Source organism: Dehalococcoidia bacterium (assembly GCA_040902535.1).
GTDB lineage: Bacteria > Chloroflexota > Dehalococcoidia > DSTF01 > JACRBR01 > JBBDXD01.
In genome coordinates this window covers 67,067-86,315 of record JBBDXD010000028.1, presented here as the reverse complement: position 1 = coordinate 86,315, position 19,249 = coordinate 67,067, and the positions used below count along the sequence as shown (strand labels likewise).

Annotated in this window: 20 protein-coding genes, 2 tRNA genes, 1 pseudogene and 1 riboswitch; of the genes and pseudogenes, 16 read left to right on the top strand and 7 right to left on the bottom strand. The window is 66.2% G+C overall.

Features of this window, described 5'->3' with window-relative positions; translation table 11 throughout:
• From WEB52_15560 to WEB52_15550, 3 genes are all read left to right on the top strand, one after another.
• Positions 1 to 887 (top strand): SDR family NAD(P)-dependent oxidoreductase (locus tag WEB52_15560; GenBank protein MEX2227850.1); only part of this gene is annotated, 887 nt, incomplete at its 5' end.
• Between the two features lie 198 nt (positions 888 to 1,085).
• The gene (locus tag WEB52_15555; GenBank protein MEX2227849.1) at positions 1,086 to 2,504 is read left to right on the top strand and encodes a MurT ligase domain-containing protein; all 1,419 of its coding nucleotides are present in this window, start codon (positions 1,086 to 1,088) and stop codon (positions 2,502 to 2,504) included.
• On the top strand, positions 2,501 to 3,250 hold the full coding sequence (locus tag WEB52_15550) for a glutamine amidotransferase (protein ID MEX2227848.1): 750 nt from the start codon (positions 2,501 to 2,503) through the stop codon (positions 3,248 to 3,250). Before WEB52_15555 ends, WEB52_15550 begins: the two co-directional genes overlap by 4 nt.
• A 233-nt stretch (positions 3,251 to 3,483) precedes the next feature.
• Here WEB52_15550 and WEB52_15545 read toward each other — a convergent pair whose 3' ends face one another.
• The gene (locus WEB52_15545) at positions 3,484 to 3,843 is read right to left on the bottom strand and encodes a hypothetical protein (GenBank protein MEX2227847.1); all 360 of its coding nucleotides are present in this window, start codon (positions 3,841 to 3,843) and stop codon (positions 3,484 to 3,486) included.
• 311 nt (positions 3,844 to 4,154) lie between these two features.
• Between WEB52_15545 and WEB52_15540 the strand changes: the two genes are divergently transcribed.
• The 4 genes and pseudogenes from WEB52_15540 (at position 4,155) to WEB52_15525 (ending at position 7,211) form a co-directional block, all read left to right on the top strand.
• Positions 4,155 to 5,867 carry a PrsW family glutamic-type intramembrane protease gene (locus WEB52_15540; protein MEX2227846.1) on the top strand — a complete coding sequence of 571 codons (1,713 nt, stop codon included), beginning with the start codon at positions 4,155 to 4,157 and terminating at the stop codon, positions 5,865 to 5,867.
• A gap of 170 nt (positions 5,868 to 6,037) precedes the next feature.
• Positions 6,038 to 6,337 (top strand): annotated as a pseudogene (locus WEB52_15535) (Rrf2 family transcriptional regulator).
• A 111-nt stretch (positions 6,338 to 6,448) separates the two neighbouring features.
• Positions 6,449 to 6,898, top strand: coding sequence for an SRPBCC domain-containing protein (locus tag WEB52_15530; protein ID MEX2227845.1), 450 nt, complete (start codon positions 6,449 to 6,451; stop codon positions 6,896 to 6,898).
• Positions 6,885 to 7,211 (top strand): metalloregulator ArsR/SmtB family transcription factor, encoded by a 327-nt coding sequence (locus WEB52_15525; GenBank protein ID MEX2227844.1) that lies wholly within the window; start codon positions 6,885 to 6,887, stop codon positions 7,209 to 7,211. Before WEB52_15530 ends, WEB52_15525 begins: the two co-directional genes overlap by 14 nt.
• Positions 7,212 to 7,249: 38 nt before the next feature.
• Here WEB52_15525 and WEB52_15520 read toward each other — a convergent pair whose 3' ends face one another.
• The 6 genes from WEB52_15520 to WEB52_15495 form a co-directional block, all read right to left on the bottom strand.
• Complete coding sequence (locus WEB52_15520) at positions 7,250 to 8,104, bottom strand: methyltransferase domain-containing protein (GenBank protein ID MEX2227843.1); 855 nt, start codon at positions 8,102 to 8,104, stop codon at positions 7,250 to 7,252.
• 135 nt (positions 8,105 to 8,239) lie between these two features.
• Complete coding sequence (locus WEB52_15515; protein MEX2227842.1) at positions 8,240 to 8,860, bottom strand: MSMEG_1061 family FMN-dependent PPOX-type flavoprotein; 621 nt, start codon at positions 8,858 to 8,860, stop codon at positions 8,240 to 8,242.
• Between the two features lie 149 nt (positions 8,861 to 9,009).
• Entirely contained in the window at positions 9,010 to 9,942 is a 933-nt protein-coding gene (locus WEB52_15510) for a hypothetical protein (protein ID MEX2227841.1), read from the bottom strand.
• Positions 9,942 to 10,697 carry an SDR family oxidoreductase gene (locus WEB52_15505; GenBank protein ID MEX2227840.1) on the bottom strand — a complete coding sequence of 252 codons (756 nt, stop codon included), beginning with the start codon at positions 10,695 to 10,697 and terminating at the stop codon, positions 9,942 to 9,944. The genes WEB52_15510 and WEB52_15505 overlap by 1 nt, the downstream gene beginning before the upstream one ends.
• 6 nt (positions 10,698 to 10,703) lie before the next feature.
• Positions 10,704 to 11,567, bottom strand: a complete 864-nt coding sequence (locus tag WEB52_15500) for an alpha/beta hydrolase (GenBank protein ID MEX2227839.1) — start codon at positions 11,565 to 11,567, stop codon at positions 10,704 to 10,706.
• A gap of 185 nt (positions 11,568 to 11,752) precedes the next feature.
• Complete coding sequence (locus WEB52_15495) at positions 11,753 to 12,487, bottom strand: SRPBCC family protein (protein MEX2227838.1); 735 nt, start codon at positions 12,485 to 12,487, stop codon at positions 11,753 to 11,755.
• Positions 12,488 to 12,691: 204 nt separating this feature from the next.
• Between WEB52_15495 and WEB52_15490 the strand changes: the two genes are divergently transcribed.
• The 9 genes from WEB52_15490 to tuf all read left to right on the top strand — a co-directional run bounded on the left by WEB52_15490 (position 12,692) and on the right by tuf (position 19,235).
• Positions 12,692 to 12,892: a hypothetical protein gene (locus WEB52_15490; GenBank protein ID MEX2227837.1), complete on the top strand. Its 201-nt coding sequence runs from the start codon at positions 12,692 to 12,694 to the stop codon at positions 12,890 to 12,892.
• Positions 12,893 to 13,241: 349 nt separating this feature from the next.
• Positions 13,242 to 13,982, top strand: a complete 741-nt coding sequence (locus WEB52_15485; GenBank protein ID MEX2227836.1) for a hypothetical protein — start codon at positions 13,242 to 13,244, stop codon at positions 13,980 to 13,982.
• 29 nt (positions 13,983 to 14,011) lie between these two features.
• A complete protein-coding gene (locus tag WEB52_15480; GenBank protein MEX2227835.1) occupies positions 14,012 to 14,734 on the top strand; it encodes a DUF1028 domain-containing protein in 723 nt (240 codons plus the stop codon).
• A gap of 132 nt (positions 14,735 to 14,866) precedes the next feature.
• Complete coding sequence (locus WEB52_15475; GenBank protein MEX2227834.1) at positions 14,867 to 15,610, top strand: DUF6081 family protein; 744 nt, start codon at positions 14,867 to 14,869, stop codon at positions 15,608 to 15,610.
• A gap of 81 nt (positions 15,611 to 15,691) precedes the next feature.
• Positions 15,692 to 15,826: riboswitch (cyclic di-AMP (ydaO/yuaA leader) on the top strand.
• Positions 15,827 to 15,901: 75 nt separating this feature from the next.
• A complete protein-coding gene (locus WEB52_15470; protein ID MEX2227833.1) occupies positions 15,902 to 16,690 on the top strand; it encodes a PRC-barrel domain-containing protein in 789 nt (262 codons plus the stop codon).
• Between the two features lie 143 nt (positions 16,691 to 16,833).
• Complete coding sequence (locus WEB52_15465; protein MEX2227832.1) at positions 16,834 to 17,430, top strand: hypothetical protein; 597 nt, start codon at positions 16,834 to 16,836, stop codon at positions 17,428 to 17,430.
• 245 nt (positions 17,431 to 17,675) lie between these two features.
• Positions 17,676 to 17,751 (top strand) — tRNA-Thr (locus WEB52_15460).
• A gap of 74 nt (positions 17,752 to 17,825) precedes the next feature.
• Positions 17,826 to 17,901, top strand: a tRNA-Thr gene (locus WEB52_15455).
• 134 nt (positions 17,902 to 18,035) lie between these two features.
• A complete protein-coding gene (gene tuf / locus WEB52_15450) occupies positions 18,036 to 19,235 on the top strand; it encodes an elongation factor Tu (protein MEX2227831.1) in 1,200 nt (399 codons plus the stop codon).
• Positions 19,236 to 19,249: the final 14 nt, after the last annotated feature.

The window sequence follows — 19,249 nt, the reverse complement described above, 5'->3', positions numbered from 1 at the left end:
GGGGGGTAAACCCCGGCGCTCGGTTGTACCACCAGCTTGCCCCCTACCGCTTCGCCCGAGAGACTCTCGGCACGACCAGGCATTCGCGGAAGGGACAACACATGCTGCTCAAGGACAGGGTTGCGATCATCACCGGCGGCGGACGCGGGATCGGGCAGGGGACGGCGCTGCGGTTCGCGCGCGAGGGCGCGAAGCTCGCGCTCGTCGACCTCGAGCAGTCGCACCTCGACGACACCGGAAAGCAACTTGAGGAATCCGGTACGGGCGTCGAGTACATCCAGCTGCAGGGGGACGTCAGCGTCAGCGGCGACGTGCAGCGCTTCTTCGACAAGACGATCGAGCGCTTCGGGCGGCTCGACATCCTCGTGAACAACGCCGGCATCGGCAATCCGCCCGTGCCGATCGTCAACATGCCGGAGGAGGCGTGGGACCGCACGATCGCCGTCAACCTGAAGTCGGTCTTCCTCTGCTCGAAGCTCGCGGCGATCCAGTTCATCAAGCAGGGCGGCGGCGGGCGGATCATCAGCGTCGCGTCACAGGCGGGTAAGACGGGCTACGGCCTGTTGACGCCGTACTGCGCGTCGAAGGCGGGCATCGTGCTGTTCACGCAGGCGTTCGCGAAGGAAGTCGGGCAGCACAAGATCAACGTCAACTGCGTCTGCCCCGGCACGATCGACACGCCGCTGCTGCGCGGCGCGGGGATGGGCTTCGAGGCGACGGACGAGATGTTCAAGCAACTCATCGGCAACGTGCTGCCGACGATCCCGCTGGGGCGCATCGGCTACCCGGCGGACGTCGCAAAGGTGATCACGTTCCTGGCGAGCGACGACGCGGACTACATGACGGGGCAGGCGATCAATATTTCGGGCGGGCAGGAGATGCATTGAGGTTGGAGGCGGGAAGCGGGAGGCTTGAGGCTGGACGCGGGAACGAAGGTCGACAGTGCGAATCCGCGCGGGCTGAAAGCCCGCGCTCGTCATTAGAAGTCCTTCGGCGTCTCGGCGGCTCTGCGGTTCAAATCTGTCCCGCTTCCCGCATCCCGCGTCCCGCGTCCCGCGTCCCGCGTCCGATATAACCTGACCGAGATGAATCCCCGCACCGTCGCTGCTGTCTGGGCCGGGAAGGCTGCCGCCACGGCGAGCCGCCTGCTCGGCCGCGGCGGCGGTACGGCGATCGCCGGGCTTGCGGCGGAGCGCCTCGATCCGCGGATCGTCGCGCACCTGGCGGCGCAGGCGGGCGCCGGCGCGATCGCCGTCACCGGCACGAACGGCAAGACGACGACGACGCTGATGCTCAACCGCATCGCCGCAGAGGCGGGGCTTTCGCCGCTGCACAACCGCAGCGGCTCTAACCTCATGCGCGGCGTCGCGGCGATGCTCGTCGAGGAGGCGTCGCTTGCCGGCGCGATACCCGACGCAGCGAACCGGCTCGCGATCCTCGAGGTGGATGAGGCGACGCTGCCCAAGATCGTCGATTCGGTCGCCCTGCGCGTCGCGGTGTTCACGAATTTGTTTCGCGACCAACTCGACCGCTACGGCGAGGTCGATACGGTGGCGAAGTCGTGGGTGAGTGCGCTCGCTCTCGCGCACAGCAAACAGCAAACAGCAAACGGCAAAGGCATGATGGTCGTGTTGAACGCGGATGATCCTGCGGTGGCGCATCTTGGGCGTGCTGCGCCCGGGCGTGTGGTGTACTACGGGGTCGATGACGCGTCGGCAGGGGGTGCGGGGGAAGAGCACGCGTCGGACTTTCGCGCCTGCCTGCAGTGCGGCGCTGAGCTTGCGTACGGCGCGACGTTCTACGGGCACATCGGCCACTGGCGATGCACGGCGTGCGGCAACGCGCGGCCGCAGCCCGACGTGCGGGTCACGTCGGTCGAGATGCGCGAAGATGCGACGGCGCTCACTATCGAGACGGCAGACGGCGACCTGCGGGTGACGCTGCCGTTGTCGGGGCTCTACAACGCGTACAACGCGCTCGCCGCGGCGGCGGGTGCGATCGCCCTCGGGCTGCCGCACGCGGCGATCGTGCGGGCGCTCGACGGGTTTTCCGCGGCGTTCGGACGCCAGGAGCGCTTTTCGATCGACGGCCGCGACGTGCGTGTGCTGCTCGGCAAGAACCCGACGGGCCTCAACCAGGTGATGCGCTCGATCGCCGCGCGCGACGGGCGCAAACGCTTCGTGTTCTTCCTGAACGACGGTATCGCCGACGGGCGTGATATCTCGTGGATCTGGGACACCGACTACGAGACGCTGCAGCCGCAGGCGGACTTCGTGCTCGCCGCCGGGACGCGCGCCGAGGACCTCGCGCTGCGGCTCAAGTACGCGGGCTTCGGCGACGCGATCCCGATCGAGCGCGATGCCTCGCGTGCCTTACAGGCGGCGCTCGCGGCAACGCCGCCCGGGGAGACGCTGCACGTCATTCCGACGTACACCGCCATGCTGGAAGTGCGCGAACTGCTGGCGAAGCGCGGCGGCGCCGGGCGCTTCTGGGAAAGCACATGAGCGGCATCACGCTGCGGGTCGCGCACCTCTATCCGCGCCTGATGAACATCTACGGCGACCGCGGCAACATCATGGCGCTGCGGCATCGTTGCGAGGCGCGCGGCATCGGCTTCGATCTGACCGATCTGGGGCCCGGCGACCGCCTGGACGCCGCTGCGCACGACTTGATCTTCGCCGGCGGCGCGCAGGACCGCGAACAGCGCGGCGTCGTCGACGATCTGCTCGCAACGAAGGCGGACGCGGTGCGCGAGGCGGTGGAACGCGACGTCGTGCTGCTGGCCGTGTGCGGCGCTTACCAGCTCTTCGGGCGCTCTTACCGCGAAGCTTCGGGCGCCGAACTGCCGGGCGCCGGCATCTTCGACCTCTACACGGCGCACCCCGGCGAGGGCGCGAAGCGCTGCATCGGCAACATCGTCTGCGAGTGGCAATCGTCGGCGGCGGGTATGCAGACGATCGTCGGGTTCGAGAACCACGGTGGCCGCACGCACCTCGGGGAGGGCGTGCGGACCCTCGCCCGGGTGCGCAGCGGCCATGGCAACAACGGCCGGGACGGCACCGAGGGCGCGATCTACCGAAACGCGTTCGGCACGTACGTACACGGCTCGCTGTTGCCGAAGAACCCGGCATTCGCGGATCACCTCATTGCGACGGCGCTCCGGCGCCGCCATGCAGATATCGAGCTACGGCCGATTGACGATCGCGCGGAGCAACGCGCGCACGCTGCGGCGCTTAAGCTGCGTCCGTGACGGTTAGACGTTTGGTGCTCGACTGGGCGTAGGCTCGTTGTGGGCGCGAACGAGCCACGCGATGCGCATTCCACAAATTCTATTAGTAGTTGTTCTGCCCGCAACGCGCGTTCGGCGAGACCACCGCGCTTAGTGCACCCAAGCCGCGCGGGCTGAAAGCCCCCGCTCGGGTAGCGGCGAAAACGGCGAAACGGCGGGCATCCTGAGCCCGCCGCCGCGCATAGAGGTTCCGATCACGCCTCAGACGCTGACGTAATCGCTTTCAGCAACGCCCTGCGGAAGTCGCGCGGGGGAGGGGGAACAACCTCGCGCGTGATCCATGCGGGCACTCCTGGTTCGTCTTCGAACATCATTGACTCGACGAGCACGTCCGCGTGCGGCAGGATCGACGCGGCGAGTTGCTCGACGCCGTCGGCGTCGTTGCACGTCGCCACCATGATCCCGGTGCATGCGCCCTCGTCCGGCAAAAACGCCAGCGAGTGCATGCCGCGACGCCGTAGCGTCACCTGCTGCCGCTCGATGGCGCGACGTACGTCCGTAATCCGCGGCTGTTCACACCCCGACCAGTTCACGATTGATACGTAAGTTGGCATCGCGTCCCGTTCACCTTTCAGCCGATTCGGCGCTCTCACATGTGGTGTCGGCGGCGACGGTTAACGACTATGGGCCAAAGTGTTTGACGACTGTTAAATCGCCCTTGCATCGGAGCATAGATTTGTCGGGGCCGCCAAAGGTCGACTGCGGTACATGCAACGATGGTTTGGCCGCGCCGAAGGTTCGTTACAGACGGCGCGCCGGATGTTCCTGCAGATCCCCCACACGGCCACCTATCTGGACTGCACTGGCCCCCGCTACGCTCTCCAACCGATACTTCGGCGATGACGCAGACGGGGAGCGATGCCACATGGAACCAGCGATGGCCGTCGAGCAGACGCCGGCGGCGAAGCAGGCCCTGGTCGCGCCGCGCCCTGCGATGAGCAACACAACCCGTCTTGTCCTCGCATGGTGGGGCGGCGCGGTGGGGAGCGTCATTCTCTGGGCAGCCGTGGTGGTGGCCGGCGTGCTGATCTGGATGCTGCCCGAGGCCGATGTCAACGTCGCCGCTGTGCTCATCGGGATCGGCGCTACGGTGGCCGCGGGTTTGATCTTCGGCATGGGCGTCCTGTGGTACGCGGCGCGTGTCTTCGCGAAGCTGAGCTTCGCGCTGCTCGCGCTGGTGCTGGTGACGGCCGGTCTGGCGCTGATGGTCGCCGCCCCCGTCGTGCGGCAGATGAACACGCCCGAACTGGCGGAGTACACCGGTTCGAACGCGCTGTTCGCCTTCGGGGTGACGAGCACGCTGCTCGGGCTGGCGCTCGGCGCGCTGTGCATCCGCTGGTCGATGAGGCGCAGGGCGCGCACTGTTTTGTCGCGCTGGTCGCGTCTGCTCGGATCGGCGTACGGCGTGTTGCTCGCCGTCATCGGCATCGGCATGTTGCAGCTTTTTTTCACGTTGATGAACAACGAGGCCAGCGTCGATGAGTTCGGGGAGCCGATCAGCGTCGTCGAGCAAGCGGTGGGGTTCAGCGCGATCGCGGCGATGACGCTGCTGCCGGGCATCATCCTCACGTATCACGGCATCTCGGCGTCGATGGGTGAGGGGTCCGGGCGGTTCAGGCCGCCCGTCGCGGCGCTGGGAGTACTGGCTTTTGGCATCGTGTTGTTGCTCGGGCAGGCGAACATGCGCCTGGAGAGCCCGCTCGCCGCGCCGATGCCGCCGCTACACGTGCTGGCGGCGATCATTCCGGGGATCACGTTCGCGGCGCTCGCCGGTCGCGGATCGTTGTTGCGCGGCGAGCCTGTGCGCGGGCTGACGTGGCGTCAGATCACGCTCGCCGCCGCCATCAGCATGTCCGTCGCCATTGCCATCGCCGTCTACGTCGAGACGATCGGCGCGTTGTACGCCGTCGTGTTGCTGCTTGTTCACAATGGCGCCTTCGAGTCCGCCGCGGACTCGCAGGCCGTCTGGGACACGATCGCCGATGCCGACTTCTTGCTGACGGGCAACGAGCAGTTCATCGCCGGGCTGTTCACGGCGTCCGTGCTGGCGCCGCTGTCCGAGGAGTTCGGCAAGAGCCTGGGCGTGCGCTTCATGATGCGCCCGAACGCGACGCGCGCGCAGTGCTTCCTGCTGGGGGCGTTTGCCGGTGCTGCGTTCGGATTCCTGGAGGCGATGCTATACGGGTTCGCGGCGATCAGCGAGGACCTCAGCTTCTGGTGGGCGATCATGCTGATCCGCGGCGGCAGCACGTCGCTGCACGTGATCTGCAGCGGGCTTGCGGGCGTGGGCTGGTGGTACTGGTCACGCGCGAAGCGTCATCGCATCGCGGTGGCGTTGTTTGGCGCCGCCGTGCTGATCCACGCCGCGTGGAACGCGTTCGCCACCGTGCTCGGTTCGCGCATCTTCGGCCTCGATACGATCGACAGCGTGCTGCTGGACGTCGTGGCGTACGGCATCATCGCGGCGTTTTCGCTGGCGATGATCGCCGCCATCCCGATCGTCGCGCGGCGGCTGCGCGAGCACGTCGCTCCCGTCGAAGGCACGCCGCTGGAGTCGATGGCGCCATGGCTGGGGTAAACTGCGGTCGATGAAATTGACGAGCCGCGGCGAACTGGAGCTCAAGGCCATGCTCGAACTGGCGAAGGTCGAACGGACGGACGCGCCGGGCCTATCGGCAGCCGAGATCGCGCGGCGGTGCAACGCCTCGGTGAAGTTCCTGGAGCAGGTGCTGGCGCACGCAGCTCAAGGCGGGCGGATTCGTGGTCAGCCGACTCGGCGCGCACGGCGGCTACAGGCTCACGCGAGACGCCGAAGAGATCTTCGTCGGCGAGGTGAGCCGGCTCGTCGATGGCCCGCTCGCGCCGGCGCCCTGCGCCAGCGTCCGCCAGCACCGCACGTGCGATTGGTGCGCGGACGAAGCGAGTTGCACGCTGAAGAGCGTGTGGACGGAAGTCCGCGATGCGATCGCCAACGTGATGGACAGCGTCTCCTTCGGCGAATTGGTGCGCCGCGCCGAGGCCGAAGATCCTTCTCGGTACTCGATCTAGCCCCACTCGAACGCTCCGCCTGAATTTTCGGCCGGCCCCTTGACAGCCCGCCAAACATCTGCAACCATCTGGTGACACGTAACCCATCGGTTGCATATAGGAGGTCATGCTATGGCTACCACGACCGCGATCGGGCTGCTCGCCGTCCGTCGCGCTATCTGGATCGATGCCGCGCCGGAGCGCGTATGGCAGGAGTTCGAAAGCCTTGACCGCATGAAACGGTGGTACGGCACCGGACACACGCTGGTGGAGTACCAACCCCGCGTCGGCGCCATGGTCAAGACGGACGCCGGCGGCGACGAGCTGCGGTTCGAAGGCCGCGTGGTCGTCTACGACCCGCCACGCGAGCTGACGTTCGAGCAGGACTGGCGCGGGAAGGGCTGGACGGCGCCGGCGCTGGTCACGCTTCGGTTGACGCCGCACATCGGCGGCACGGTCGTCGAATTATTCCACCATGGCTTCGAGCGCATGGGGGCGGCCGCGGGCGAGATCCAGCGCGGGTTCGAAGGCGGCTGGACGACGCGCCAACTGGAAGCGTTGCGAGAGATTGCCGAAGCCTAACGACGCGTACGCAGCACTCGCCGACCCGACGCGCCGGGCGATCCTGGGCTTGCTGCGCGACCGCGAGACGCTGACGCCGAACGAGATCGCGTCGCACTTCCCGCAGGTGTCGCGCGCCGCGGTCTCGAAGCACCTCGGCGTGCTGCGCCGGGCGATGCTGGTGCACGCGACGCAGAGCGGGCGCGAGCAGCACTATCGGCTGCAAACGTCATCGCTCGCCGAGATCTACGAAGGCTGGCTCGCGACGTTCGCGCCGCTCTGGGACGAGAGCCTGGCGCGGCTCAGGCGGCAGGTCGAGCAGCCCGACGACTGACCGCAGGCGCCGGGTGTGGCTACAAGCACGGACGCGCGCTAGCCCGGCTTCTGCGCCGTCACCACGAAGATATTGCCGGGGACGCTCACACGCTCGCCATCGTAGTGCTGCGCTACGACGCCCAGCATGTCCTCCTTGACGCGCTTGGCGTCGGCGCCGGACGACTCGAGTGCCTTGCGGAACGCGGGCATCGTCCCTTCGACGAACTCCAGATACTCCTCGGGGGACCCCGGCCAGGACCACGAGATCTCGTGCGGCTTCTCGCTCACATGTTCGAACCCTGCGCTGCGTAGTTCCGAAGGCAGCGAGCCCGCCTCGCCGAACCGGAACGGCGTCGGCATGCCGGGGGGTGGTGGTGTGAAGTGGCCACTCCTGGCGACGACGGCGTTGATCTCCTCGAACCAGGGGTTCTTTGCGGTAGTCTGCCACATGGCGAACGTCGCCCGGGCGCCGGGCTTCAGCACGCGGCGGATCTCGCCGAGCGCCTTCTGCGTGTCGGGGAAGAACATGACGCCGAAGCGCGAGACGACGCGGTCAAAGCTGGCGTCGGGGAAGGGGATGCTTTCGGCGTCGACTTGCTGGAACTTGATGTTGGCGACGTTCGCGTCGGCGGCGTTGGCCTGCGCGACGGCGACCATCTCCGGCACGAAGTCGGTACACGTAACGTCGCCCGCAGGGGCGACGCGCGCCGCCACGCTCAGCGAAGGCTCGCCGGTGCCGCCGGCCAGGTCGAGCACGCTCTGGCCCGCCTTCAGGTCAGCGGCATCACACAAGTGCTGCGTGGCTTCGCGCGACATCTCGGAGAACTTGGGATGCCACTTTCCCCAGACGCCGGCGGCGTGCGTCCACTGTTCGCGAACTGCGTCTTTGAATCCGGTTGCGTCGGTTGTCATGGGTACCGCCTCCTGCATGATTTCGGTGTCCGTGCCCCAGGTCGATGTTGCGGCGATCGGGTGCCCGGCAATGGGTACGTTTGTTTCACGATGGGATCCTTCGCGTGCGCTCAGGATGACGTGTCTGCCATCGATTCAATAGAGTTCGGCGTTGGAGGCGGCGAGCCCTTTTTCGACGATCTCCAGCGGCACTTGCTGGTAGCCCGCCATGTCCCGGGAGACCTGCGCGAAGTTCGGCTGTTCGCCGGCGGGCATCCAGTTGTCGGTGTCCCAGAGGCCCGAGCGGATGAAGCACTTGGGACAGTGCAGGTACGCCTCTTCGACGTGCACGGCGAGCGCGAGCGCCGGCGCCTTGCCATCGACGGCGCACATCGCGCGGACGTCGTCGTCGCGGACGATCGAGGCGCCGCCGTTGACGCGCAATGTCCACTCGACACCGGGGATGATGAATAACAGTCCGACGTGCGGATTCTCGAGGATGTTGAGCAGGGAGTCGGTGCGGTGATTGCCGGGGCGGTCGGGGATGATCAGCGTGTTGTCGTCGAGCACCTTCACGAAGCCTGGCACGTCGCCCTTCGGCGAGACGTCGCACTGGCCGCGCGCGTTCGATGTGCCGAGCAGCAGGAACGGCGAGCGGGCGATCAGGTCGCGGCAGTGCTCGTCGATGCAGCTGATCTCCTTGCGCAGCGCCGGTTGTCCGGGCGGCGAGATCACATCGCGTAGCTGGTCGATGCTGGTGACGGTGTTCTTGAACATGGGACGCCTCCGTCGTGTGTAGGGGTTGGATTCTACCATCGAAAGTTCCGCACTGCGCGTGCCTGATCAGGCCGGGCGGCGTCACGAATCGCAGGGTTTGAACGTGGGCGACGCTGCGCGACAGGCGACCAACCGGCCGCCTCGGTTCGCTACCTGGGCTGGAAGATGGGGCGGATCTCGCCGTCCACCACCGCCGCGAGGAGTTGGAGCTTGGCGAACAGCGCCGGGTCCAGCGACTTCACGAACGAGCCGACGTTTTCATGCTCGGCGTACTCGTAGATCGCGATCAGGCCGACGCCCTTGAGGTCCGCCTCGACGGCGTCGAGCGCGGCGTTGGCGTCCTTCAGCCGCTTCCGGATCAACCGCCGCATGAGCGTGCCCTCCGACGGATCGATGCCCGGCGGCGCCTGCACGATCGCGAAGCCGCGCTCGCCGAGCGGATCTTCGCGCAGCCGCTGCACGGTCCACGCCTCGACGGTGTCGAACTCGATCGCGTCGCCGGTGCTCATGCCCTTCGATAGCTCGCCGATGCGGTCAAAGACGGCCTCGCGCAGCGCGGCGGACTGCGGCGCGCGTCGCATCTTCGAGCTGTTCACGTGGAAGGTGCCGTTGACGCGCTCGGTGATCAGCGTCCACCAGCGGCTGAGGCCGCCGATCACCGATGCATAGCCGCCCTCGTCGCGCACCTTGGCGAGTTGCACGCTGACGGATAGTTCGACTTCGCCGCGCTCGCCCGGCGAGAGCGGGGCGGCGGCCTGCTGGACGCGCTGCACGAACTCCGATGCGTTGGGCTCATCGAGCGGCGGTGCGGCGCGCGGCGGCGCCCAGAGCAGGTACGGGCCGCGCACGAGCCCGGCGGTGAGCCGCTCTTGCATCGCTTCCCGCGCTTGTTCGAGCGAAGGATTTGCGTCGGGCTCCCACATGGCGGCGATGGCGATGGCGAGTGTGCCTTCCGGCGACTCGGCGAGGAAGACGGGCGTGTCGCCTTCGCGCGCCGACGTGAGCTTGTAGTCGCGCCCGCTGCGGCCGCCGAACCATTCGACGAGCAGTGATGCGGCGTAGTTCGCGAGGCGGTCCGTCATCAGATGTTGCTCTTCGTCTGGCCGCCGTCGATGTTGATGCACGCGCCGGTGACCCAGCTTGCGCGTGGCGAGCAGAGAAACGCGACGACGTTGGCGACTTCTTCCGTCGTGCCGAACCGTCCCATCGCGATGTTTTCTTCGACAAAGCGCTCCATCCCCTGGGGATCCTCCTCGACGCGTTTCCCCCACGACCCACCGGGAAACAGGATCGAGCCCGGCGCGATCGAGTTCACGCGAATGCCGTCTTTCGCGAGGGTGAGCGCGGAGTTCTTCGCATGGCTGATCATCGCGGCCTTCATGGCGTTGTAGGGGATGCCGCCGCCCGCCTCGCGGCCCCAGATCGACGCGACGTGTACGATCGCGCCGCCGCCTCGCGCGCGCATGTGCGGCACGACGGCGCGCGTCGCCCGTGCCGCCGCCTCGATGTTGACGCGAAACGCGTACTGCCAGCCCTCGTCGTCGTCCGGGGCGGAGCCGCCGGCGTTATTGATCAGAATATCGATGCGCGTGAGGGTATCGATCGTCTCCTCGACCATGCGTGTGACGTCTTCAGGCTTGGTGATGTCCGCCACGATTGGCATCGCGCGGGCGCCGAGCGCGGAGACTTCGGCAGCCGCCGCGCGCAACTCATCCTCGCCGCGCGCGACCAGCGCGATGTCGCAGCCTTCGGCGGCAAGCGCGAGCGCGATCGAACGCCCGATGCCGCGCGATGCGCCGGTGATCAGCGCGACGTATTCCTGCATGCCGAGGTCCACGATCGCCTACTTCATGAATTCGATGATCTCAGCGTTGATGCGGTCCGGGGCCTCGCGCATCATGAAATGCCCGACGCCTTCGACCTTCTTCAGGGTGAGGTTCGGGAAGAACTGCGGCAAGTTATCGGACCACTCGAACGGCAGAATGCTGTCGCTGTCACCCCACAGCACGGTGGTCGGCGTGTTGATGGTGAGATCGCCCTGCGCCTGGTAGCCGCCGCGAAACACCGACCTGTAACAGTTAAATCCGCCCCGAAGCGCGCCGGGCTGCGAATACGCCTCGACGTACGCCTCCACTTCGTCATCGGTCCAGAGGTCCTTGTTGGCCGACCAGGCGGAGAGAAAGTGCCGGACGTAGATGCGCGTCGCCTCGCGGCTCGACCCGACGAGATCCTCGGCCCACGGCATCTGGTGGAACATCTGGTACCAGGTGTTGAACAGGTGGGGCATCTGAAACCAGCGCGCGCCGATGCCCGGGTACGGCGGGTCGAACAACATCAGCTTCTCGAGACGCTCCGGATACATGCGGGCGAAGCGCTGCACCCATACGGCGCCAAAGTCGTGCGAGACAATGCGCACCTTGTCGAAGTGGTAGAAGTCGATGAACGCCTTGATGTCCTCGGCGAAGGCGGTGTCGCTGTAACCCACCTCGGGCGGCAGGTCGGGCTTGTCGCTGTAGGCGAAGCCGCGCATGTCCGGGACGATCACATCGAAGTGCCGCGCGAGCGGGCCGATGTTCTTGTGCCACTCGTACCAGAAGCCCGGCCAACCGTGAATCAGCAGCAGCGGCTCACCGAGGCCCTGGCGCACGTAGTGCAGCTTGATGCCGTTAACGCTCGTGTAGTGGTGGCTGAGCTTATCCTGCGCCATGCCGTCTCCTCCTGCGAGGGACAGCGTATCGATGCGCGGGTTTAGGATCGATGGGCGTGTCGACGCGCGAACGCACGGGAGCGGCTCACCGGTATACGCGCGGTGGGCGAGCTACGCGGCGAAACTCAGGCCTGCGATCGTCGGGGTGCCCGGGCAGGGCGCCAATGCGCTTTCGTCTTGGCGCTCTACGTGCGCGTATCCGTCCGCTCCGAGATCGACCCCTGGTCGCGCTTCAGATCGCGCTCGGTGGGCGCACCGAGCGTGCCGCCGGGCGTGCCTGTCGTGGTGGGACGCGGCGCGCCGCGCACCGTTTCGTCATTCGACATGCCGGGGCCATACGGCGGCTCGGCCGTGCCGGCGGATGTCGGGTACTTGCCCTGCACGGCGTTATCGTCGTCCTGCGACGTGCCGGACTGCGGGTTCACGCGCATCGTCGTGTTTGGCGTGCCGTGCCCGACCACCTCTTCCGTCGAACGCTGGTAGCCCGCCTGTCCCTCGGTCTCGATCATCTCCTTGAACCGGCGCAGGTCCGCTGCGACCTGCTTCTCGGGGTTGGCGAAGATCTTCGCCGCGAGCTCGCCCAGGCCGTGCGCCGGTGCGTCGTAGCTCATGGTGACGAAGAGGCGCGTTGCATCGCCGGCCGCTTCGAAGCGCACTGCGCCGTCGGTATGTACGTTGGCGCCGTCCTCGAGTGAGCGCCAGGCGATCGCGCGTCCTGGTTCGTCGACGACGATCTCCGCGTCCCATTCGGCGTTGACGCCCAACGGGCCCTTGGCCTTCCAGTGCGAGCGGCCGTCGCCCATGTCCTGCACCTGTTCGATGTTGCTCATGAAGTTGGGGAAGTTCTCGAAGTTGCGCCACACCTGGTAGACCGTATCGGCCGGCGCCTGCACGACGACTTCGTGTTCCATCTTCGACATGACATTCCTCCTGCGTCCGAAAAAACCGCGGGGCTTCGCAACGAATCGCGAAGACCCCGCTTCAGCGGCAGATAGTCAGGGGGGAGCCACTGCTATCGCCGTTCCAAGTGAGACTAGCCCGCCACAGATAACCACGGCGGAACAGCCTACGCGTCGAGGGTCGCGGAAGTGTTACAGGCTGCCATCGATTGGTAGAATTGCGCCATGAAGACCGAAAAGCAGCAGGCTCTCGATCTGATCGATCGGCTGCCCGGGGGCGTTTCGACGGAAACCATCATTAGTGAACTCCACTTCCAATTGACCGTGTTACGCCGCGGGCAGGACGCTGAACAGGGCGAGAACCTGATAAGTCACGAGGAAGCCAGGCGCCGGTTGGGTACATGGCTGAACTCGTCTGGCACGTAGAGGCCGAACGAGACCTCGCAAGCATCGCAGAGTTCATCAGCCGGCACTCCCTCCGCCTCTGCCTCTCGATTTGTCGCTCGCATCGTAGCTGCGGCTACGCATCTTCTCGACCATCCAGCGCTGGCCGCGTGATCCCGGAGATCGGCATCGATTCCTATCGCGAATTGATCTTTCAGAACTACCGGCTCGCCTATCGCGTGCTCCCCGACCCGTTGTGATGTTGGGCGCCCTTCACTCTGCGATGGACATCGAACAACGCGTCCAGGATCGCGGTTGGGACATCACCTGATCACGGCGAGCCCTGCGCCTGAGCCGAGTCTTGGCTATGATCGACGCACGGAGGAGCCAAGTGAGCAAGTTCGCCGACCGGATCCGCAGGGTCTCCCGCCTCGAGGCGCAGCCGATGGGGTTTGTGACGACGCGCAACACGGCCGACGCCACGATGGTGCTCGTCGGGCTGGCGCGGGACGCACGCGCGGCCGCCGAGATGGCCCAGCGCGGCGCTGACGCCGTGGTCGTCGGGTCGGCCGGATCGTCGGCGGGGGCCGATGACGCGAAGCAGATCGCGGACGCAATACCGGGCGCGTGGCTCGACGGCCGCAGCGACGGCGCCTCGAAGGCGTGCAAGGACGGCGGCTACGACTTCGTGCTGTTCGATCCGGACAAGACGGCATCGACCGCCGTGCTGGAAGAAGGCATCGGATACGTGATCAGCGTGCCCAACGACGTCAGCGACAACGAGTTGCGCGCGATCGAGGGCTTCAGTCTGGACGCGCTCTACGTCGGCGAGATCAAGGGCGCGATGACCGTCCGCAAGCAGATGGAGTTGCGCCGCATGTTTGGCCTGGCGCGCAAGCCGCTGATGGCGTCGATCCCGGCGGACCTCACCCAGTCGGAATTGCAGGCGCTGCGCGATACGAACGTGCTCGTCGTCGCGACGGACAGCGCGGACGGCATCGAGAAGCTTCGCACGCTCGTCGATGCGCTGCCGCCGCGATCGCGCCGCAAAGAAGATCCAGAGCGCCCGATCGCCATGGTGCCGCGCTCGGCCCCCGGCGCCGGCGAAGAAGACGATGACGACGACGATTAGTGCCGATTCCCTAACAATATGGCGATGAAGTGACGCTCAGTATCGTCGGACGTGATCCGAGCAGCGCCGCGTTTGGAGTCGCTGTCGCGACGGCTGACCTATTCGTCGGTTCGGGCGTACCTCATGCCATGACCGGCGTGGGCGCCATAGCGACGCAGGCCCGCAGAAACACAGATCTTGGCGTGGTCGGACTCAAGCTGCTGGAACTCGGCCTCTCCCCCAAGTCGGCAATCGAAGGTCTCCTCGCTGAAGATGCTGCGCCGCAACTCCGGCAAGTCGCGGGCATCGATCGCCACGGGAGAACGTTCTCATTCACGGGGAGTGAATGCACGGGCTGGGCGGGCAGCGTGGAAGGCGCGCACTCCGTCTCCCTGGGCAACTTGCTAGTGGGGCGGGAGCCGCTGGAGCGTATGGCCGAGAGGTTCGAGGCACTAACCGGGTGTTGGCTTGGAGTTCGTCTGCTCGTCGCTCTGGCAGCAGGCGTTGCCGCGGGCGGCGACCGCCGCGGACATCGCTCGGCGGCGCTTCTCGTCACACCCATGGTGTCGGCGCCAGGTGGCCGCGCGCAGCCCGACGCCTTGTTGTATCGCACCAGCCTGCGTGTCGATGATCACGCGGAACCGCTCGCGGAACTGAACCGGCTTTTCCAGCTGCTGCTCGACGACCGGGAGCACCTCGGTGCACCAATGCCCGGCACCGAAGGATGGCGTTCACTTTCTACCGCGAGCGTCAGCGGCGAAGAGGACGATTAACCTCCCACTCGCCCCACTCACTCCCGCGATGCATCCGGCGCACATTCGAGCGGATCCAAATCACCGGTGCGGATTCCCCCGAACAGCGCGACGATCTAGCCTGAAGCCGAATCACGCGACGGAGGCACGCACATGACCACCGAGACGGACCGCGGCACGACGACGCAGGTGTACGGCGGCTACGCCGACCTGATGAAACCCGAGAGTCTGTGGGTGATCGGCGGGTTCCCCGGCTGGGAGTTCCGCGAGCCCGATGCCGTCGTCATCGTCCAGAACGGCGTCATGCGTGTCGCGGCGGTCCCGCTGACGCGCGGGAACGGCGCCGTGCAGATCCTCGACAACGCCAAGCACATGTATTTCTCGCGCGAGACATTCGCCGTGCCGTCGGGCGGCGAGATCACGGTCGAACTCGACATCCGCGCACAGAAGCTCAACGGCGTTGCGAACGACTTCTACGACGGGTTCGTCTCCGTGAATCTCCTCGACTTCACGACCGGCATGGCGGTCGATTTCTTCGTGTCGAACGAGTGCTTCGCCACCGTCTACGCGCGCTTGCCGTTCCCGGGATCGCCGGAGCCGGAGGGTGCGGGCCAGAAGTTCTTCGCGATGTTCAAGGAGCAGCCGTTGCCGAATGGCGAGCAGCGGATGCATCGCTATGCGATGACGTACAACCACGGGTCCGATGAACTGTTCTTCTCTGTCGATGGCGAGCGCGTCAACCACGAAGTCAACGTGCCGAAGATGGGCCAGTTCATCATCGCGCTCGGGCTGATGACGGAGAAAGACATCGTTAACGGCGAGAGCGCATCCTGCCACGGCCAGGGGCTGATCGGCGAGTGGGGCCCGGTGACGATCACGAAGCGGTCGACAACATAATCCCGGACAGCGCGGCTGCTGCAATCGATCTGCAATGCCCGCATTGTGTTGTTTAGCCGGCTGCGCGCCACGCCCGCGTACGCTCCGATCCTGCCGAACTCGCCGCACGGCGGGGCGGGGAACCAACTGCCATGGGGTGCATCTCGCATAGCAAGTAGGCCAACTTCTCCGGCCGACCCCGACAGCTAGCCTCGCAGGCATGTGGGAAGCGGTGGATTCCGTGACAGCCGGCAGGTATCCCGTGCTCGGCGCTCCTCCTCGCGAATCCGCCAGTGACACGGGGAGGCGACGATGCTTCGTGAAGCAAGCGCGCTGCTCGGACAGGCCATCGACGCGTGCGATGGGCGGCTCGGCACGATCGAAGACCTGTACTTTGACGATCAGGACTGGCGTGTGCGCTACGTCGTGGTGCAGGTGGGATTGCCGTTCCGCCGTTCGTACGTGCTCATCGAGCCCGCTGACATCCAACAGTCAGACTGCACAGTCCCGCGCCTGCACGTATGGCTCACGCGGGCGGAAGCCCGCGAGCGGACCGCTGCCAGCAGTCAGCTGACCGTCGGCGAACAGCGGCGCGACCTGCAACATGGGGCTTCGCTATCGCGGCGGGTGGGCGCCCAGCTCGGCATCCAGCCTGACGACCGCCAATTGCTCGAAGAAGCGCAGCGCGTGATGGCCGCCGACCCGCACTTGCGGAGCGTCCGCTCGGTACGCGCGTATCGACTGTGCGCGCGTGAAGGAGCGGCGGGCCGCGTGCGTGACTTCGTCGTCGATGACGGGACGTGGGCGGTCTGCCACATCGAGGCTGAAGTGGAACTGTTCATCGGCAAGAAGCCGGTGCTCGTGCTTCCGCAGTCGATCGAAGCGGTCGACTTCGATGCGCGGACGGTGCGCGTCGGGCTCTCGCGGCACGCGCTGGGCGGCGCGCCGCGGTTCCAGCGGCTGGCGCTGATGAGCCGCCTGTACATGATGTGTGTGTACGACTATTACGCCTCGGCTACGGGCGCGCCGCTGATGCGCGAATCACGGACGCCGCGTCACGACACGATCGAAGCGCGCATGCTCCTGTCGACGATGGAATAATCTGGTCGCTGGTCGCTGGTCGCTGGTCGCTGGTCGCTGGTCGCTGGTCGCTGGTCGCTGGACCCTATTGTCACGTTGAGCAGGTTAACCTCGCGGCCCGGTCGATCGTTCAACGTACGCACACCCTGGCATCAGGAGGCGACATGTTACGCGTGATCTGTACTGCCGGCGCGTCGCTGCTCGTCGCGATCGGCGTGGCGGCACCTGTAGTGGCGGGCGATGAGACGCCGACGCCCGTCGCGAGTCCGACCGCCGAAGGCGCGCAACTCGCGGCGCCCACCGACCTCCGGTTCGATGGCGATGCGGTCATCAGTTGGACGGACAACGCCATTGGCGAGGACGAATATCAGGTGGTGATTCGACTCAACGAGCGCCAGAACAGCTTCTCGCTGCCGGCCGATTCGACGAGCATCGTCATACCGGACGTGGCGCGCGTCGATTGCACGATGCCGCCATTCCAGGGTTCGCTGAGCATCGACGTGTACGCCACCGCGCTTGACCTCGCCGGCGACGCTGCGAGCCTCGTTGTCGCTTTCGACTGTGCGCAAGCGTTCGCCACGCCGACTGCCGGCGTGCCGGCGATCCAGCCGACGCGAGTGATCGAGGGTCCGCCGGCCCTGCCAGATACCGGATCGGGCGGCTCCAGCACAGGCGCACCGAGCATGGCACTGGCGCTGCTGGCTCTCGCTGCGGTCGGCGCCGCTACCACCGCGATCGCGCTAGGACGACACCACCGCTGAGCCAAGCTCCGGCTGAAAGACTGATAGACTGAAAGACGGGTCGAGCGGCGTATGGCGCTCGTTCCCAGCCGAGCGGCGAATGACCGACAAGTCGGCGCCGCGCCCCAATTCCTTGACTTGTCCGAATCTGGATTCCTATACTGGGCCGCGAAACCCGCCACGTGGCGGGGCCTATTTTTGTCAGGCAGATTTACAACCAGCCTACTTGGGCGCCCGGGCCGTCCGGACGCGAGAAGGGGCGTCGTGCCCGAGTGGCGCAATGGCAGCGCAACCGATTTGTAATCGGTAGGTTAGTGGGTTCGAATCCCCTCTCGGGCTCCAGATCCGGGTCCCCATTGGTGGGTTGGCAGACGGGATTCTCACCCGCCCGCCGAGGAACCACATCGTGCCGATCTGCCCACATAGCTCAGTTGGCAGAGCACACCCTTGGTAAGGGTGAGGTCATCGGTTCGAATCCGATTGTGGGCTCCAGCAGAAACGCGTCCGCCGGAGGCGGACAGGTATCACGAACACGGAACGCCGGCCGTTCCGGCATACAGTGTGATCCGGATTTCCCGGACCAGGACCATGCCCCGTGGCCGGGGCCGCAGGAGGAGTAGCCCGAGATGGCGAAGAAGAAATTCGACAGAAACAAGCCGCACGTAAACGTCGGCACGATTGGTCACGTCGACCATGGCAAGACCAGCTTGACCGCGGCGATCACCAAGGTGCTCGCGATGAGCAAGCTTGCCAGCTTCCGTGAGTTCGGCAGCATCGATAACGCGCCGGAAGAGCGGGCACGCGGCATCACGATCGCCATCGCGCACGTCGAGTACGAGACGCAGCAGCGTCATTACGCGCACGTCGACTGTCCCGGCCACGCCGACTACATCAAGAACATGATCACGGGCGCCGCGCAGATGGACGGCGCGATCCTTGTCGTCGCCGCGCCGGAAGGCCCGATGCCGCAGACGCGCGAGCACATCCTGCTCGCACGCCAGGTCGAAGTGCCGAGCATGGTCGTGTACCTGAACAAGGTCGACCAGATGGACGACCCGGAACTGCTCGACCTGGTCGAACTGGAATTGCGCGAACTGCTCACCAAGCAGGGCTTCCCGGGTGAAGAGATCCCGATCATCCGCGGCTCCGCGCTGGCGGCGCTCAACTCGACGAGCACCGACCCGAACGACCCCGCATACGAGAGCATCAACGCGCTCATGAAGGCCGTCGATGAGTACATCCCGACGCCGGAGCGCCCGCGCGACAAGCCGTTCCTCATGCCGATCGAAGACGTCTTCGGCATCAAGGGGCGTGGCACCGTCGTGACCGGACGCGTCGAGCGCGGCATCGTCAAGGTCGGCGACGAGATCGAGATCGTGGGCTTCGGCGACACGCGCAAGACGACCGTCACCGGCGTCGAGATGTTCCAGAAGACGTTGGACCAGGGCGAAGCCGGCGACAACGTCGGCTGCTTGCTCCGTGGCATCGAGCGCGAGGACATCGAGCGCGGACAGGTGCTTGCGAAGCCGGCATCGATCACGCCGCACAAGAAGTTCGAGGCGGAGGTCTACGTCCTCTCGAAGGACGAAGGCGGCCGCCACACGCCGTTCCTGCCGGGGTACCGGCCGCAGTTCTACATCCGCACGACGGATGTCACCGGCACCATCGGACTGCCCGAGGGCGTCGAGATGGTGATGCCGGGCGACAACGTCAAGATGACGGTGGAGTTGATCACGCCCGTCGCGGTCGAGGATGCGCTTCGCTTCGCGATTCGCGAAGGCGGCCGCACGGTCGGTGCAGGCGCTGTGACGAAGATTCTCGAGTAGCGACGAACTGGTAC